Origin of the sequence: Nocardia otitidiscaviarum NBRC 14405 (assembly GCF_000308635.1) — a bacterium.
GTDB lineage: Bacteria > Actinomycetota > Actinomycetes > Mycobacteriales > Mycobacteriaceae > Nocardia > Nocardia otitidiscaviarum.
Window position 1 is genome coordinate 1 of record NZ_BAGD01000121.1, and the last position, 14,714, is coordinate 14,714.

Annotated in this window: 12 protein-coding genes and 1 riboswitch; all 12 genes read right to left on the reverse strand. The window is 69.5% G+C overall.

The window, feature by feature from the left end:
* Positions 1 to 344: 344 nt before the first annotated feature.
* On the reverse strand, positions 345 to 1,544 hold the full coding sequence (locus tag ON31_RS27540; protein WP_039817779.1) for a baeRF3 domain-containing protein: 1,200 nt from the start codon (positions 1,542 to 1,544) through the stop codon (positions 345 to 347).
* A 210-nt stretch (positions 1,545 to 1,754) separates the two neighbouring features.
* Positions 1,755 to 2,717 (reverse strand): NAD-dependent epimerase/dehydratase family protein, encoded by a 963-nt coding sequence (locus ON31_RS27545; protein ID WP_255222277.1) that lies wholly within the window; start codon positions 2,715 to 2,717, stop codon positions 1,755 to 1,757.
* 183 nt (positions 2,718 to 2,900) lie between these two features.
* The gene (gene groL, locus ON31_RS27550) at positions 2,901 to 4,526 is read right to left on the reverse strand and encodes a chaperonin GroEL (RefSeq protein ID WP_029932939.1); all 1,626 of its coding nucleotides are present in this window, start codon (positions 4,524 to 4,526) and stop codon (positions 2,901 to 2,903) included.
* Between the two features lie 167 nt (positions 4,527 to 4,693).
* Positions 4,694 to 6,157 (reverse strand): glycine hydroxymethyltransferase, encoded by a 1,464-nt coding sequence (locus ON31_RS27555; protein ID WP_039817812.1) that lies wholly within the window; start codon positions 6,155 to 6,157, stop codon positions 4,694 to 4,696.
* A 30-nt stretch (positions 6,158 to 6,187) separates the two neighbouring features.
* Positions 6,188 to 6,274, reverse strand: a riboswitch (ZMP/ZTP riboswitch).
* A gap of 37 nt (positions 6,275 to 6,311) precedes the next feature.
* Entirely contained in the window at positions 6,312 to 7,046 is a 735-nt protein-coding gene (locus tag ON31_RS27560) for a Clp protease N-terminal domain-containing protein (protein WP_039817784.1), read from the reverse strand.
* Positions 7,047 to 7,220: 174 nt separating this feature from the next.
* Positions 7,221 to 8,306, reverse strand: a complete 1,086-nt coding sequence (locus ON31_RS27565) for an NAD(P)/FAD-dependent oxidoreductase (RefSeq protein ID WP_039817786.1) — start codon at positions 8,304 to 8,306, stop codon at positions 7,221 to 7,223.
* A 97-nt stretch (positions 8,307 to 8,403) separates the two neighbouring features.
* Positions 8,404 to 9,288, reverse strand: a complete 885-nt coding sequence (locus tag ON31_RS27570; RefSeq protein ID WP_039817789.1) for an RNA polymerase sigma-70 factor — start codon at positions 9,286 to 9,288, stop codon at positions 8,404 to 8,406.
* 84 nt (positions 9,289 to 9,372) lie between these two features.
* On the reverse strand, positions 9,373 to 9,807 hold the full coding sequence (locus ON31_RS27575; protein ID WP_063821579.1) for a hypothetical protein: 435 nt from the start codon (positions 9,805 to 9,807) through the stop codon (positions 9,373 to 9,375).
* 123 nt (positions 9,808 to 9,930) lie between these two features.
* Positions 9,931 to 10,905, reverse strand: a complete 975-nt coding sequence (locus tag ON31_RS27580; protein WP_039817790.1) for a helix-turn-helix domain-containing protein — start codon at positions 10,903 to 10,905, stop codon at positions 9,931 to 9,933.
* Positions 10,906 to 11,200: 295 nt separating this feature from the next.
* Positions 11,201 to 11,554: a UBP-type zinc finger domain-containing protein gene (locus tag ON31_RS27585; RefSeq protein WP_029932947.1), complete on the reverse strand. Its 354-nt coding sequence runs from the start codon at positions 11,552 to 11,554 to the stop codon at positions 11,201 to 11,203.
* Positions 11,554 to 13,026 (reverse strand): ATP-binding protein, encoded by a 1,473-nt coding sequence (locus tag ON31_RS27590; protein WP_039817791.1) that lies wholly within the window; start codon positions 13,024 to 13,026, stop codon positions 11,554 to 11,556. The genes ON31_RS27585 and ON31_RS27590 overlap by 1 nt, the downstream gene beginning before the upstream one ends.
* A gap of 9 nt (positions 13,027 to 13,035) precedes the next feature.
* Entirely contained in the window at positions 13,036 to 14,709 is a 1,674-nt protein-coding gene (locus ON31_RS27595; protein WP_081592776.1) for an NAD(P)/FAD-dependent oxidoreductase, read from the reverse strand.
* Between the last annotated feature and the right edge of the window lie 5 nt (positions 14,710 to 14,714).

The window sequence follows — 14,714 nt, forward strand, 5'->3', positions numbered from 1 at the left end:
AGTGAGGCAACTTTTACAGCTTAGCTCAGCCAGCTCAACGGAACCAAATCCGCTGGTCAGGTCGAACTAGTGTGATCATCAGGCGCTCCTCGTACAACCTCGTTTCCGAGGGGCTTCGCTGAACCTTTCGGCTCGGCGTCTCGGCCCCTGGTCGGTGTCCGTGTCGCTCTGACCTGGAATAAGTTACGTGTCTGCGAATGCAGTGTCAAATCGCCTGGTCAGAGGCCCAATTCTGCGTTCACGCGTTCGCCTTGTTGCATCCTGTCCCGTCGAACCGGTCGAACAAGTCGCGAATTAATGCGACCGGTCGCCTTAATTGCGGCATCCGTCCGACAGCGATCCACTCAGTAGCGCAGGATCGCCGCGAACTCCGGCGCCTTCTCCCCCACCGGTCCGGTTATCTCGGTGCCCTCCAGCAATCCCGCCAAGCGCTCCGACTCGACCAGATAGACGCTGCCGTCATCGGTGAGCGTGCGCACCGCGGCGGCCTCCGTCAGATCCGCGTCCGGATGGGCGGGGTCGGACATCATCAGCACCGCGTCGGAGGAGACGTCGTACCACCCCGGCACGGTCGCATCGGCCGCCAGCAGCAGGGTGTCGACCCGACCGCGATAGGCGCTGCGCACCACATCGCCGATGGCGGTCACCGCCCGCGGACTGCCCTGGCCGATCAGTTCGGCCGCCCGATGCAGCGCCTCGTCCCGGCCGCCCTCGAAGGTGGGTCGGACGACCTCGTACGCCCGCGCGTGCAGGTCGCCGTCGTCCAGGGCTTCCGGATTCGTCTCGACCGTGCCCGCGATCCGCCCGGACAGCTTCGGGTTCTTGCGGATATGACCCGCCAGCTCGGCATCGCCGATGAGCACCAGCGGCAACCGGTCGTCGGCGATATGTTGCGCGACGGTGGCGGCCACCGCTCCCGCGTACTGCTCGAGCCCCGCTTTGCGCCATTCGGGTGGCGCTTCGCCGTAGACCTGGGTCCGGGCCGCGATCGGTCGGCCGGTCTGCGGGCGTGACGCCGGGCTGCCCTGGATCGGGCCCTGATAGTCGTTCTTCCCCGCCGTCTCCGCGACATCGGCGGGGAACTCCACATCGTGGTTCTCGTCCACGGTGTGCCGGGTGGCGTCGAACAGCCGGGCCGTGTGCGCGGTCACGGCCAGGATGTGGAATCCGCCGTCCGCGGCGAACAGCGGTAGCAGCGGTTTGACCGAGAACTCCGGACCCACATGGGTCCGCGGGTCGAAAGTCAGGGGGACCTTGTACATGCGCAGTCCGTCGGCATCGAGGAACAGCGCCAATCCGTCACTCTGGTGCTGCCAGAAGTCGTAGTCGTCGCGCAGCTCGGCGGCCGGGCGCAGCAACCCCTCCGCATCCGTCGCGGACATACCGGCGGCGACGAGTTTCTCCCGCGCCTCGTCGATCAGGTCACGCAGCCGAATCGGGTCCTGCCTGGTCTCGCGGCCGCCCCGATGCGTCGGCAGGTAGATCGAGACGCCACGATCGGGCGTGGCCTCGATGAGCTGCGACAAATCCGAACGCGTCAACATCGGCAACCCCTCTGTACGTCGGTGGCGGAAGGAGGTGGCGATGGCATCGCACCACCTATCCATCGATCTACCCGACCTCGCGATGCGGAAACCGGCGCGTTGCCGGGGCGGGGACGTATCCGGCACGCCGGGTTCCGGTGCGCGGTGCCGGCGTCCGGCATGACAGCGGCGGTGGCGTCGCCATGGTAGCGGTGTTATCCGGCCACGCGGTTATGCGGTGCCGTCCCGGGTGTCGAGCGTGGCCCGCAGCGCTTCCCCGGTCGGCGTCGGTTCGATGCCGAACTCCTTGGTCGCGGCCGTGGAGTCCAGTACGAAGGGTCGATCGAACTGGTAGCGCAGCTCGCGCACCTCGCGAGCGTCGGCATTGACGAGACCGGCGGCCCACAGCAGCACCGACGGCATGCGGCGGACACGCGCGGGCGCGGTACCCGCGAGGGACGCGGCCAGCTCGGCGAGCGCACGCACCGACATCGGTTCCGCCGTGGGCACATGCCAGGCCCGTCCCCAGGCCGATTCGTCATCGGCCACCGCGACGGCCGTGCGGGCCACGTCCTCGACGGCCGTCCAGCTGTGCGGGGCGTCCGGGTCGCCGGGGAACAGTGCCGTCCGGCCCGCCACGACGGCGGGCAGGACGGTCTCGGTGAACGTCGACTTCGCCCCCGCGCCGAGGTAGTCGGAGCCGCGCACCTCGGCGGCGCGGATGCGGCCCGCCCCATGCGCCGCCAGCGCGGCTTCCCACAGTTCGGCCCGCAGCCGTCCCTTCGCCGAGTTCGGCCGCAGTGGGTGCGATTCGGTGACCGCGCCGTCGAATTCGCCGTAGCCGTACAGGTTTCCGATGGAGACGAGAACCGCGCCGGAGGATTCCGCGGCCCCGATCGCGGCGTCGTTGAGTGGCGGGAAGCCGGTGGTCCAACGGGCGTACGGAAGTCCGGCACACTGGAAGATCGCGGCCGCTCCCGCACACTTCTCCGCGAGCGCGGCGGGATCGGTGGCATCGACGCGCATACGGTGGACGCGCGCATGCTCGGGCCCCGCCCCGCCACGGGTCAGCAGGCGGACGTCGTCACCCCGCTCGGCCAGCAGCAGTGCGGTGGCCGATCCCACGGGTCCGGCTCCGATGACGACGTGCAGGGCCATGGGTACTCGCTCCTGTTCCACTGGCGAAACGCTCACTTCACGACACTAGATCGAGTCGGCGTCCCGCGCACCCTGCACACCGTGTCGGCCACTCTGGCCAGGGTCGTGAATCGTGGGTTACGACACCAGCTTTCACGCTGTGGAAGACAGCCCGAAGGCCGACCACCCGGTGGGTGATCGGCCTTCGGTCGTTCGAAACCCGTTGCCGGAAGGCAGGACTCAGAAGTCCATGCCACCCATGCCACCGGTCGGGTCGCCGGCGGGAGCGGCGGCCTTCTCCGGCTTGTCGGCGACGACGGCCTCGGTGGTGAGGAACAGGGCCGCGATGGAGGCCGCGTTCTGCAGCGCCGAGCGGGTGACCTTGACCGGGTCGGCGACGCCGGCGGCCAGCAGGTCGACGTACTCGCCCGAGTCGGCGTTCAGGCCGTGGCCCGCCGGGAGGTTCGAGACCTTCTCGGCGACGACGCCGGGCTCCAGGCCCGCGTTGAAGGCGATCTGCTTCAGCGGGGCGGACAGCGCGACGCGGACGATGTTCGCGCCGGTGGCCTCGTCACCCGACAGGGACAGACCGTCCAGGGCCGGAGCCGACTGCAGCAGGGCCACGCCACCACCGGCGACGATGCCCTCCTCGACGGCGGCCTTCGCGTTGCGGACGGCGTCCTCGATGCGGTGCTTGCGCTCCTTGAGCTCGACCTCGGTGGCCGCGCCCGCCTTGATCACCGCGACACCGCCGGCCAGCTTGGCCAGGCGCTCCTGCAGCTTCTCACGGTCGTAGTCGGAGTCCGAGTTCTCGATCTCGGTGCGGATCTGCGCGACGCGGCCCTTGATGGCCTCCTCGTCGCCCGCGCCCTCGACGATGGTGGTCTCGTCCTTGGTGATGACGACCTTGCGGGCCTGGCCCAGCAGCTCCAGACCGGCGGTCTCCAGGGAGAGGCCGACCTCTTCGCTGATGACCTCGCCACCGGTCAGGATGGCGATATCGGCCAGCATGGCCTTGCGGCGGTCACCGAAGCCCGGGGCCTTCACGGCGACGGACTTGAAGGTGCCGCGGATCTTGTTCACGACCAGGGTCGACAGGGCCTCGCCCTCGACGTCCTCGGCGATGATCAGCAGCGGCTTGCCGGCCTGGATGACCTTCTCCAGCAGCGGCAGCAGGTCCTTGACGGTCGAGATCTTCGAGCCGACCAGCAGGATGTACGGATCCTCGAGGACCGCTTCCTGACGCTCCGGGTCGGTGACGAAGTAGCCCGAGATGTAGCCCTTGTCGAAGCGCATACCCTCGGTCAGCTCCAGCTGGAGGCCGAAGGTGTTGCTCTCCTCGACGGTGATGACGCCTTCCTTGCCGACCTTGTCCATGGCCTCGGCGATCAGCTCACCGATGGACGAGTCGCCCGCCGAGATACCGGCGGTGGCGGCGATCTGCTCCTTGGTCTCGACCTCCTTGGCGACGTCGAGCAGCTTGGCGGTGACGGCCTCGACGGCCTTCTCGATGCCGCGCTTCAGGCCCAGCGGGTTCGCGCCGGCCGCGACATTGCGCAGGCCCTCGCGCACCAGCGCCTGGGCGAGGACGGTCGCGGTGGTGGTGCCGTCACCCGCGACGTCGTCGGTCTTCTTGGCGACTTCCTTGACGAGCTCGGCGCCGATCTTCTCGTACGGATCCTCGAGCTCGATCTCCTTCGCGATCGAGACACCGTCGTTGGTGATGGTGGGGGCGCCCCACTTCTTCTCGAGCACGACGTTGCGGCCCTTGGGGCCCAGCGTCACCTTGACAGCGTCCGCGAGGGCGTTCAGACCCCGCTCGAGACCCCGGCGAGCCTCTTCGTCGTACGCAATTGTCTTGGCCATTGCGTTGAGATCCTCCAGATCAGGGGATTGACACGATCTGGCCAGGCTCGGTGCCCGCGACGGACGACCAGGGGATGTGTGAGTCCCGGCCTCACCGTTCTGACCTGGCACTCACAGGTCGCGAGTGCCAAAGCCCTTTTTAGCACTCACCGGTGGCGAGTGCAAGGTCAGCCGAGATCGATGCTCGGGTAGAGCGGGAAGCCCGCGAGCAGGTCCGCGGCGCGCCGCGAGATCTCCTCGGCGACCTTCGGTTCCAGCACGTGCTGCGCCTTGGACGGCGCGCCCTTGGCGGTGGTGCCGGGTTCGGCGGCGGTGAGGACCCGGTCGATCAGGGCGGCGATCTCGTCCATCTCGGCCGCGCCCAGGCCGCGGGTGGTCAGGGCGGGGGTGCCGATGCGGATGCCCGAGGTGTACCAGGCGCCGTTGGGGTCGGACGGGATGGCGTTGCGGTTGGTGACGATGCCCGAATCGAGCAGGGCGGCCTCGGCCTGACGGCCGGTGAGACCGTAGGAGGAGGCGACGTCGATGAGAGTGAGGTGATTGTCGGTGCCGCCGGTGACCAGGGTCGCGCCGCGGCGCATGAGCCCCTCGGCCAGCGCGCGGGCGTTGTCGACGATGCGCTGGGCGTAGTCGCGGAACTCGGGGCGACGGGCCTCGGCGAGCGCGACGGCCTTGGCCGCCATGACGTGCGGCAGCGGACCGCCCAGCACCATCGGGCAGCCGCGGTCGACCTGATCGCGCAGCGAGTCGTCGCACAGCACCATGCCGCCGCGCGGACCGCGCAGCGACTTGTGGGTGGTAGTCGTGACGATCTGCGCATGCGGCACCGGATCGAAATCTCCGGTCAGCACCTTGCCCGCGACCAGACCGGCGAAATGCGCCATATCGACCATGAGCGTGGCGTCGACCTCGTCGGCGATCTCGCGCATGACGCGGAAGTTCACCAGCCGCGGATACGCGGAGTAACCCGCCACGATGATCAGCGGCCGGAACTCGCGGGCGGTGGCGCGCAACGCCTCGTAGTCGAGCAGGCCGGTGGCCGGATCGGTGCCGTAGGAGCGCTGCTCGAACATCTTGCCCGAGATGTTCGGGCGGAAACCGTGGGTGAGATGCCCGCCCGCGTCCAGGGACATGCCGAGCATGCGCTGGTTGCCGAAGGCGGCGCGCAGCTCGGCCCAGTCGGACTCGGACAGGTCGTTGATCTGCCGCACACCCACCCGCTCCAGAGTGGGGGCCTCCACCCGCTGCGCCAGAATCGCCCAGAAGGCGACCAGATTGGCGTCGATACCGGAATGCGGCTGCACATAGGCGTGCCGCGCGCCGAAGAGTTCCTTCGCGTGGTCGGCGGCCAGCGACTCGACGGTGTCCACATTGCGGCAGCCCGCGTAGAAACGGCGGCCGACGGTGCCCTCGGCGTATTTGTCGCTGAACCAGTTACCCATGGCCAGCAGGGTGGCCGGGGAGGCGTAGTTCTCCGACGCGATGAGCTTGAGCATCTCGCGCTGGTCGTGCAGTTCCTGGCCGATGGCCTCGGCGACGCGCGGCTCGACGGCGCGCACGACATCGAGGGCGGCGCGGTACGCGGTGGACTCCCGCGACAGGGATTCCGAGGACAGGGGCTGCTGGGTCATGCGGGCCTCCGGGGGTCGGGTGGGAACGGTCACCGTGGCCCAGGCGCACGGCACTTCGTTCACAGGCCGCTCCCCGATGGTCGTTCCCATCCCAGCGCGCCAGTCACGGCCCGTCGGCAAGCCTACCCGGCCCGCCGACGAACCTGGTCGGCACCTATTTCTTCTTCGCCGCCATGACCGATTCGAGCAGGGCGGTGACATCCGCTTCGATCGATTCCTTGTCCAGGCCCAGGCCGGACAGCGGACCCGACCCGTCCTCCAGCTCCAGCATCGCCAACAGGATGTGTTCGGTGCCGATGTAGTTGTGGCCCATGCGCAGCGCCTGCCGGAAGGTGAGCTCGAGCGACTTCTTGGCCTGCGCGTCGAAGGGCACCAGCGCGGGCATGTCCGCGTCCGACGGCTCCGGCACGGCCCCCTCGGCCACCCGGCGCACGGCGTCCGCCGAGACGCCCTTGGCGACGATCGCCTGCACCGCGAGCCCGTCCGGTTCGCTGAGCAGACCGAGCAGCAGGTGCGCGGTGGTGATCTCGGCATTGCCGCGGGTGCGGGCCTCCTCCTGCGCGGCCACCACCACGGCGCGGGCGCGCGGGGTGAACTTGGCGAAACCCGCATTGGGGTCCATGGTCGCGGCGTCGGCCGGGTCGCCGGGAGCCTTGGGGACGAAGCGTTTCTGCGCGGCCTGCTTGGTGACGCCCATACTGGCGCCGATATCGGTCCAGGACGCGCCGGAGCGGCGCGCCTGATCCACGAAATGGCCGATCAGGTGGTCGGCGAGTTCGTCGAGATGCCCGCCGACGACGACCGCGTCGGAGAGCTGTTCCAGCACATTGTCGGGGCGGGCCTTCTTGATGCCGTCGATCAGGTCGTCGAGGCGGAGCGAGTGCGTCATGCGTCAACGGTAGGTTGACTCAGTCCGTGAAGTCAACCGCTAGTTGACGATTTCATCGCGGGCGAACACACCGGCCGCGACCGCACGAACTGTGCGCCGCCCGGTACGAAGGGTTCGCCGGCCGCCACCGGACGGCTCCCGGTTTCGAATCGAGCGGGAATGGGGCGCAACCGATTACGGACGTGCGGCGGACGCCGCGAAGCGGACGATGAACTCCTTGACGCGGGCGGCGGGGCGGCCGGTGAGGACGCGGCGGGTGGGAGTGTCGTCGGATTCGAGGAATTGGATGAGACCGTCGCGGCGGCCGAGGCTCAGGCATTGGAGCTGGTAGCGGAAGGTCAAGGGGACGGGGGTGTTTCCGGCGATGGTGGCCGCGATCGAGGTGGCGGCGTGTTTGCCGGTGGGGAGGGCGGTGGCGCAGGCCATGCGGAGGTCGCGGTCGGCGGGGCCCGCGATGACGGCGGCGTCGCCCGCGGCGTAGACGGCCGGGTGGGAGCGGGAGCGCAGGGTGGCGTCGGTCAGGACGCGGCCGCGGGGGTCGACGGCCAGACCGGAGGCGGCGGCCAGGTCGGGGACCGCGAAGCCGGTTGTCCACAGCACGGTTTCGGCATCGAGGTGCTCGCCGTCGGCCAATTCCAGGCCGCTGCCGGTGACCTCGACGACCTTGACGCCGGAACGGACCCGGACGCCGAGCCGGTTCAGGGACGCCGCCACATGAGACCGGGCGCGGTCGGAGAGCCAGGCGGCGGGCTCCTCGGCCGACACCAGCGTGAGATCGAGATCCGGATTCGCCTCGGCCAGTTCGGCGGCCACCTCGATACCGGTGGAACCGCCGCCCACCACGGCGACCCGGCCGGTGAGCGCGGGAATGCGGGCGGTGTCCTCGGGTGTCGCCACGGTGTGGGCGTACTCGGCGACACCGGGCACGGTGCGGGTATCGGCGATGCTGCCGAGGGCGTAGATCAGGGAGTCGTAGGCGATCTCCGCGCCGGTATCCGTGCGCACCGTCCGAGCCTCGGTGTCGATGGCCGTGGCGCGGGCCCGCAGGAATTCGATGCCCTTGCGCTCCAGCCGTTCCCGCAGCTCCCAGCGCGGCACCGCCTGGCCCGCCAGCAGTTGATGCAGGCGAACGCGTTCGACGAATTCGGTGCGGGGGTCGATCACGGTGATCCGGGCGCCGCGGATTCGTGCCGCCCGCTTCGCCGCTGCCAGGCCCGCGTAACCCGCGCCGAGGATGACGATTCGATGTGCTCCGGTCATGAGCGTGACTCCTTTTCGACGTGCCGACACCCTCCAGACCGGACAGCGGCGCGATCCCTGACAGATCGCGACTGTGTGCCGCGTCACGGGCAGCGGATCAGGGTGCCACCGCGCCCGCGAAGTGCGCCAGCTTGTCGGGGTTCAGCACCAGGCGCAGGGCGTGGACCCGGTCGTCGGCCACGTCGACGCCGATCACCACCAGCACCGCCCCCGCGGCCCGGACCACCACGGCCGGAGCGCCGTTGACCTCTTCGACACCGATCTCCAGGCCCTCGATGTCGTGGGCCATCAGGCCGAGGAGGTAGCGGGCCACCCGCTGTGCGCCCACGATCGGTCGGCGGGCGGCGCTGACCTTGCCGCCGCCGTCGGCAACCGACACGATATCGGCGGCGAACAGGCTCTCCAGTGCGGCCACATCACCGGAACGGGCCGCCGCGAGGAAACGGGACAGCAACTCTCGCGCCTGCTCGGGGGCGGCGGCGAACCGCGGCCGCCGCTCCCGCACCCGCTGCGCGGCGCGCCGGTAGAGCTGCTGCGAGTTGGCTTCGGTGAGCTCCAGCATCGCGGCGATCTCGCGGTGCGGGTAGCCGAACGCCTCGCGCAGCACGAAGACCGCGCGTTCGGCGGGCGTCAGCCGCTCCAGCATGGTGAGGAAGGCCAGCGACACCAGCTCGCGCTGCTCCGCCGACTCCAGCGGACCGAGCTCCCCGGCCCCGGTGCGCACCGGCTCGGGAATCCACGGGCCCACATAGGTCTCGCGACGGGCCCGCGCCGAATCCAGCCAGGTGCGGCACAGATTCACCACCACGGTGGTGAGCCAGGCTTCGGCGGCGCGGATGTCCGCGCGGTCGGCGGCATCCCAGCGCAGATACGTCTCCTGCACCGCGTCCTCGGCCTCACTCGCCGACCCCAGCATGCGGTACGCCAGCGCGAACAGCCGCCCGCGCTGCCGCTCGAACTCCGCCAGCCCATCGGCGTCCATTCGACCACCCACCCTCACGTCACCGGTCGCATCCGGACATTACGCGTGGCCGAGCACCGCAGGGCGCTCAGCTGCGCGTGGCCGCTACTCGGCGGCAGTGACGCGGATTGCCACGGCGACGGGGGTGTCGGTGTAGGAGCTGGCGAGGCAGGCGAGTTTGGCGGTGCCGAGGGCCACGTTGGGACTGCCCTCCAGCTGGGAGCCGGGATGGGCGGCGAGGACCTGGTCGATGACCTGTTTCTGGGTGTCGTCGGTGAGGTCGCGGAACTGGCCGCAGGTGGTGTCGGCGCCGTCGGCGGTGGTCTGTTTGGCGCTGGCCGGGGCGGTGGGCGCGGTCGCGGGCGGTTCCACGTAGGTGAAGGAGGTGGTGGTGGCGGGTGCGGTCGTCTCGACCGCGGTCGTGGTGGACGTCGCCGCCTGGCCGAGTCCGCTCACATCACTCGATTCATCCGACCCGCAGCCGGATAGTCCCAGCGCCAGCGCGCCGAACACGCAGGCGACAACCGACATTCGCTTCATACCGTGCTTTCCGAGCTCTCCGAGTGCAGTTCACCGACGCCGGACCTGCCCGGCGCTCGCAGCAGCGTACCGGGTGGACGCTCCGCCCGGGAGGCGACCGGCGAACAGGTCGGTCGCTACAGGTCACCGGCCATCGGGCGGCGAACAGGAGCGTGCCGCCGACCGCCGCCACTCCCTGGGCGTCATACCGTAGGCCGCGCGGAACCGGCGCGCGAAATGCGAGGCGTCCCGGAAGCCCCACGCACTCGCGACAAGGCCGATCGACCGGTGCTCGCACTCGGGTCGCGCGAGGTCCGCGCGCACCCGCTCCAACCGCTCCGCGATGATCCACTGCTCCAGGCTGAGATCCGCTCCGGCACAGAGTTTGTACAGGTAACGCACCGAGACGCTGTGCGCCCGGGCAATGGATTCCGCACCCAACAGCGGATCGGCGAGATGGGCTCGCACGTATTCGCGAATGCGGCCGAGCAGGAGCGCCGCCGGTACCGCACCCCCGTCACCGGCGGTGACACCGGCGGCCGAGGTCAGCAGTGCGCGGGCCAACTCCACTGTCGCGCTGGCGGTTTCCCGGGCAGCCACATCGGCGGCGAGTGCTTCGGCGGAGGCCGCCAGCATCATGGTGTGCCCGCAGACCAGCGGGTAGAGCGGACTGGCGGGAGCCCGGTGCATGGCGCCGCGGATCACCTCCAGCGGCAGCGCCAGCGCATCCAGCGGCAGCAGCAGGGCCGTCAGTCCGCGCTCCCGCCAGGCGAGTTCGTAGGGGGCGTTCAGGTCGACCAGGCACAGTCCACCCTCGGGGATCACGGCTGTCGTCGCCCCGCAGCGACGTTCGACGGCGGCCTGCCCCACCACGAATCCCAGCGCCGGGCTCGGCTCACGGCGGACGTGCCGCTCGGTGCGCACCAGCCGCAGCGCCGAACTGCGCGCCCGATACAGCCCGATCCCACCCAACTCCCATGCCTCCAGATACGCCGACATCGGTCCGTCGACCTGCTCGGGCAGGACGTGCTGTGGACCGGCGATGGCCCGCACCGTCTCCCTCGCTCTCTCCACCCGCTGATCCGGCTCCACGCCGTCGGTGTCGAGCAGCACTACCACGGTGAACCTCCGCGAACGAGCGTGGCGGTCGTACCGCCACCGGCCGATCGTGCACTGTGGGCCCAATAGTGGGCACGCACGGTCGATTATCGTTCGCGCCGTCGATCTACGTTTGTGAAACCGGCTCATTGCTGCTGGTGAGGAAAGGACTCCCGCTCGCCGCTCGGATACGAATTCCGCGGGCACCCCCCGGGGACCGCCTGTCACCCCGCCGGACGCCGTCGTCGGGCTCTCGTGACTCGCGGTCCCGCCCGCCGAGGCCGCGAGCGGGAGACTCCTCAGCGCACGTCACCGCTCAGTTCAACCGGCTCCGCCAGTCCGCGGGCACCCGATCGCGGGGACCGGGCACCGGCTGATCGGCCGGATGGTGGGTCGGCGCGGCCAGTTCCGGTCCCTCGCCGTACATCTCACCGGTGGCGTAGTTCCAGTACCAGTCCTCGCCCGGTTCGTAACTCTGCACGAACGGGTGGCCGGTCGACCGGTAGTGCGCGGTGGCGTGCCGCGACGGCGAACTGTCGCAGCAGCCGACGTGGCCGCACTGGGCGCAGCGGCGCAGATGCACCCACCACCCCTGTGCCGCATCGCATTCCACGCAGCCGGGGCCGCTGGGGGCCACCGCGGGATCGATGCCCTGGATCTGTTCCGACATCACTCACCTCCGGTTTCGGTTTGTGCCGCGGCGACCTCCGCGCCCGCGGGCGACGTCAGCGGCAGTCGGACGATGAAACGGGTGTCGCCGGGTTCGGATACGACGCGGATATCGCCGCCGTGCTTGTTCACCACGATGCGGAAGGAGATGTCCAAGCCCAGGCCGGTGCCCTCGCCGACCGGTTTGGTGGTGAAGAACGGCTCGAAGATCCGGTGCCTGATCTCATCCGGCACGCCCGGCCCCGTGTCACCGATTTCCACTACGGCGCAATCGTTCTCGCGATAGGTGCGCACCGTGAGCGTGCCCCGCCCCTGCATGGCGGCGATGGCGTTGTCGATCAGGTTGGTCCACACCTGATTCAGTTCGGCGGCGTAGCAGGGCACCGACGGCAGGGTGTGGTCGTACTCCTTGACCACCTCGATGTCGTCGCCGATCTTGCGCCCCAGCATGACCAGCGTGCTGTCGAGCAGTTCGTGGATGTCCACCACCTGGAACGGGGCGCGGTCCATCTGCGAATACTGTTTGGCGGCGTTCACCAGCGACGAGATGCGCGTGGTGGAATCGGCGATCTCGTTCATGAGCAGTTCGGTCTCGACCGTGTAGTTGAGCCAGCGGATCGCGCCCTCGAACACGCCGTCGGAGCATTCGGTCAGGGTGCCGTGCACCTTCTCCAGCCAGTCGATATCGAATCCGGCCTGGACGAAGGTGGGGGCGATCTCCCAGCCGTTGCCGATGCCGTGGTCTTGCAGCCAGTCCCCGAGTTCGTCCTCGCGGTCGGCGGCCTCCAGCGGCGTCAGCGTGGGAGCCTTGCCGACCTGCGCCGCTGCCTCCTCCTGCAACTGCACCAGGGATTCGAGCGTCCTGGAGTCGAATGTGCCGTGCGCCATCATCTTCAACTTGTGCCGCATGCCCGCCACTCGCTCCCGCAGCGAGGAGGTGGCGCGGACGGCCGCCGCGGCGGGGTTGTTCAGCTCGTGGGTCAGCCCCGCCGACAGCGAGCCGAGGGCGAGCAGCCGCTCCCGCTGCCCCACCCGCTCATTGGCGTTGCGGTTGCCGAAGAACACGCCCTCGAGCAGATGCAGCGCCATCGGGAACCAGGTCTGGACCATGCGGGCGAAGGTGCCCGCGTCCAGGACGAAGAAGGTGGACGGGCGGGTGACGTAGAAGGAGCCGGTGTAGTTCTGGTCGACCTTGTCGCCCATGTACGCCGTCCACGCGCCCGCGTAGGAGCCGTGATGGTCGGTGCGCACCAGCTCGATCTCCTCGCCGCCCGACATCTTGGTCAGCACGACCTCGCCCTCCATGAGGACGTAGAAGCAGGTGGCCGGGTCGCCCTCGCGGAACACCAATCCCGGTTCGAAGCGCTCCACCCGGCCGTCGCGGCACAGCCACGCCAGCTGTTCGTCGTCGAGTTTCTCGAAGAGGAACAGTTCCTTCAATTCCGCGGGGTCGCAGATCAATCGGTCACCCATCGCGGCCTCCTACTGCTTCGCCAGGTAGCGGTGGACCAGCATGACGGCCATCGCGCCCTCGCCCACCGCCGAGGCCACCCGCTTCGCCGATTCCGACCGCACGTCACCGGCCACGAACACCCCGGGCACGCTGGTCTCCAAATGCCCTGGGGGACGGGGTAGCTCCCATCCCGCGGGCCGTTCACCATCCACCATCAGGTCGGGTCCGGCCACCACGTAGCCGGCGGCGTCACGGGTGACGGTGCCGTCGAGCCAATCGGTTTCCGGTGCTGCGCCGATGAACAGGAACAGCCGTTCGGCGTCGACCTTCTCCTCCGCCCCGGTCGTGTTGTCGCGCAGCACGATCCGTTCCAGATGATCGTCGCCGTCGGCGGACACCACCTCGGTGCGGGTGTGCACCTTGATATTCGGGATCTGCTCGATCTGCTGGATCAGGTAGTGCGACATGGATGCCTCCAGCGACGCCGCCCGCACCAGGATGTGCACCGTGCGGGCGTTGCGCGACAGGAACACCGCCGCCTGGCCCGCCGAGTTCGCGCCGCCCACGATGTAGACGTCCCGTTCGGCGCAGTCGGCCGCCTCGGTCATGGCCGAACCGTAGTAGACGCCGCGGCCGGTGAAATCGTCCACACCGGGGGCCGGATGGTGCCGGTAGTTCACGCCCGTGGCGATGAGCACCGCGTGCCCGGCGATCTGCCCGCCGTCGGCGAATTTCACCACGCGCGCCGAACCGCAGGCCTCCAGGGAGTGGACCTCGCGGGCGGTCACCAGTTCGGCGCCGAATTTGACGGCCTGCCGTCGCGCCCGATCGGCCAGCTGCGCGCCCGAGAGTCCGTCCGGGAAGCCCAGATAGTTCTCGATGCGGGAGCTCTGCCCGGCCTGGCCGCCGGTGGCGGTGCGCTCCACCAGCACCGTGCGCAGGCCCTCGGACGCGCCGTACACGGCCGCGCCGAGACCGGCCGGGCCGCCGCCCACCACGATGAGGTCGTAGAACTCGCCGGACGGGTCGGTGTTCAAGCCCACGCTGGCCGCCAACTGCGCATCGCTCGGTTCCAGCAGCGCCTCACCGGCCGGATTGATGACGACCGGGCACTGGTCCTCGGTGGCCCCGGCCGCCACCAGCAGGCGCGACCCCTCCGGTTCGTCGGCCAGATACCAGCGATAGGGCAACTGATTGCGCGCCAGGAACTCGCGCACCTGGGAACAGCGTGCCGACCAACGGTGGCCGACCACCTTGGTCTCGGTGACCGGGCGGTGGATATCGCCGCGCCACGCTTCCAGCAGCGCGTCGATCACCGGGTAGAGCTTCTCCTCCGGGGGATCCCAGGGTTTGAGCAGGTAGTGATCGAGATCGACCACATTGATGGCCTCGATAGCGGCATTGGTGTCGGCGTAGGCGGTGAGCAGCACGCGCCGGGCGTGCGGGTGCAGGTCCATGGCCTGCTCGAGGAATTCGATGCCGTCCATACCGGGCATGCGGTAGTCGGCGATGAGCACGGCGACCGGCTGGCCGCGCAACTTCATTTCCCGCAGCGCGTCGAGCGCGGCCGCACCCGACTCCGCCCGCAGGATTCGATACTCCGCACCGTAGCGGCGGCGCAGATCGCGAACCACCGCGCGAGAGACGCCGGGATCGTCGTCCACGCTGAGAATGGCCGGTTTCACGGCAGCAGGTGAGGTCACCTAAC

Coding starts and splice junctions, on each gene's coding strand:
- ON31_RS27540 (WP_039817779.1), bottom strand. CDS start 1,544: ATGTTGACGCGTTCGGATTTGTCGCAGCTCATCGAGGCCACGCCCGAT.
- groL (WP_029932939.1), bottom strand. CDS start 4,526: ATGGCCAAGACAATTGCGTACGACGAAGAGGCTCGCCGGGGTCTCGAG.
- ON31_RS27555 (WP_039817812.1), bottom strand. CDS start 6,157: ATGACCCAGCAGCCCCTGTCCTCGGAATCCCTGTCGCGGGAGTCCACC.
- ON31_RS27560 (WP_039817784.1), bottom strand. CDS start 7,046: ATGACGCACTCGCTCCGCCTCGACGACCTGATCGACGGCATCAAGAAG.
- ON31_RS27565 (WP_039817786.1), bottom strand. CDS start 8,306: ATGACCGGAGCACATCGAATCGTCATCCTCGGCGCGGGTTACGCGGGC.
- ON31_RS27570 (WP_039817789.1), bottom strand. CDS start 9,288: ATGGACGCCGATGGGCTGGCGGAGTTCGAGCGGCAGCGCGGGCGGCTG.
- ON31_RS27575 (WP_063821579.1), bottom strand. CDS start 9,807: ATGAAGCGAATGTCGGTTGTCGCCTGCGTGTTCGGCGCGCTGGCGCTG.
- ON31_RS27585 (WP_029932947.1), bottom strand. CDS start 11,554: ATGTCGGAACAGATCCAGGGCATCGATCCCGCGGTGGCCCCCAGCGGC.
- ON31_RS27590 (WP_039817791.1), bottom strand. CDS start 13,026: ATGGGTGACCGATTGATCTGCGACCCCGCGGAATTGAAGGAACTGTTC.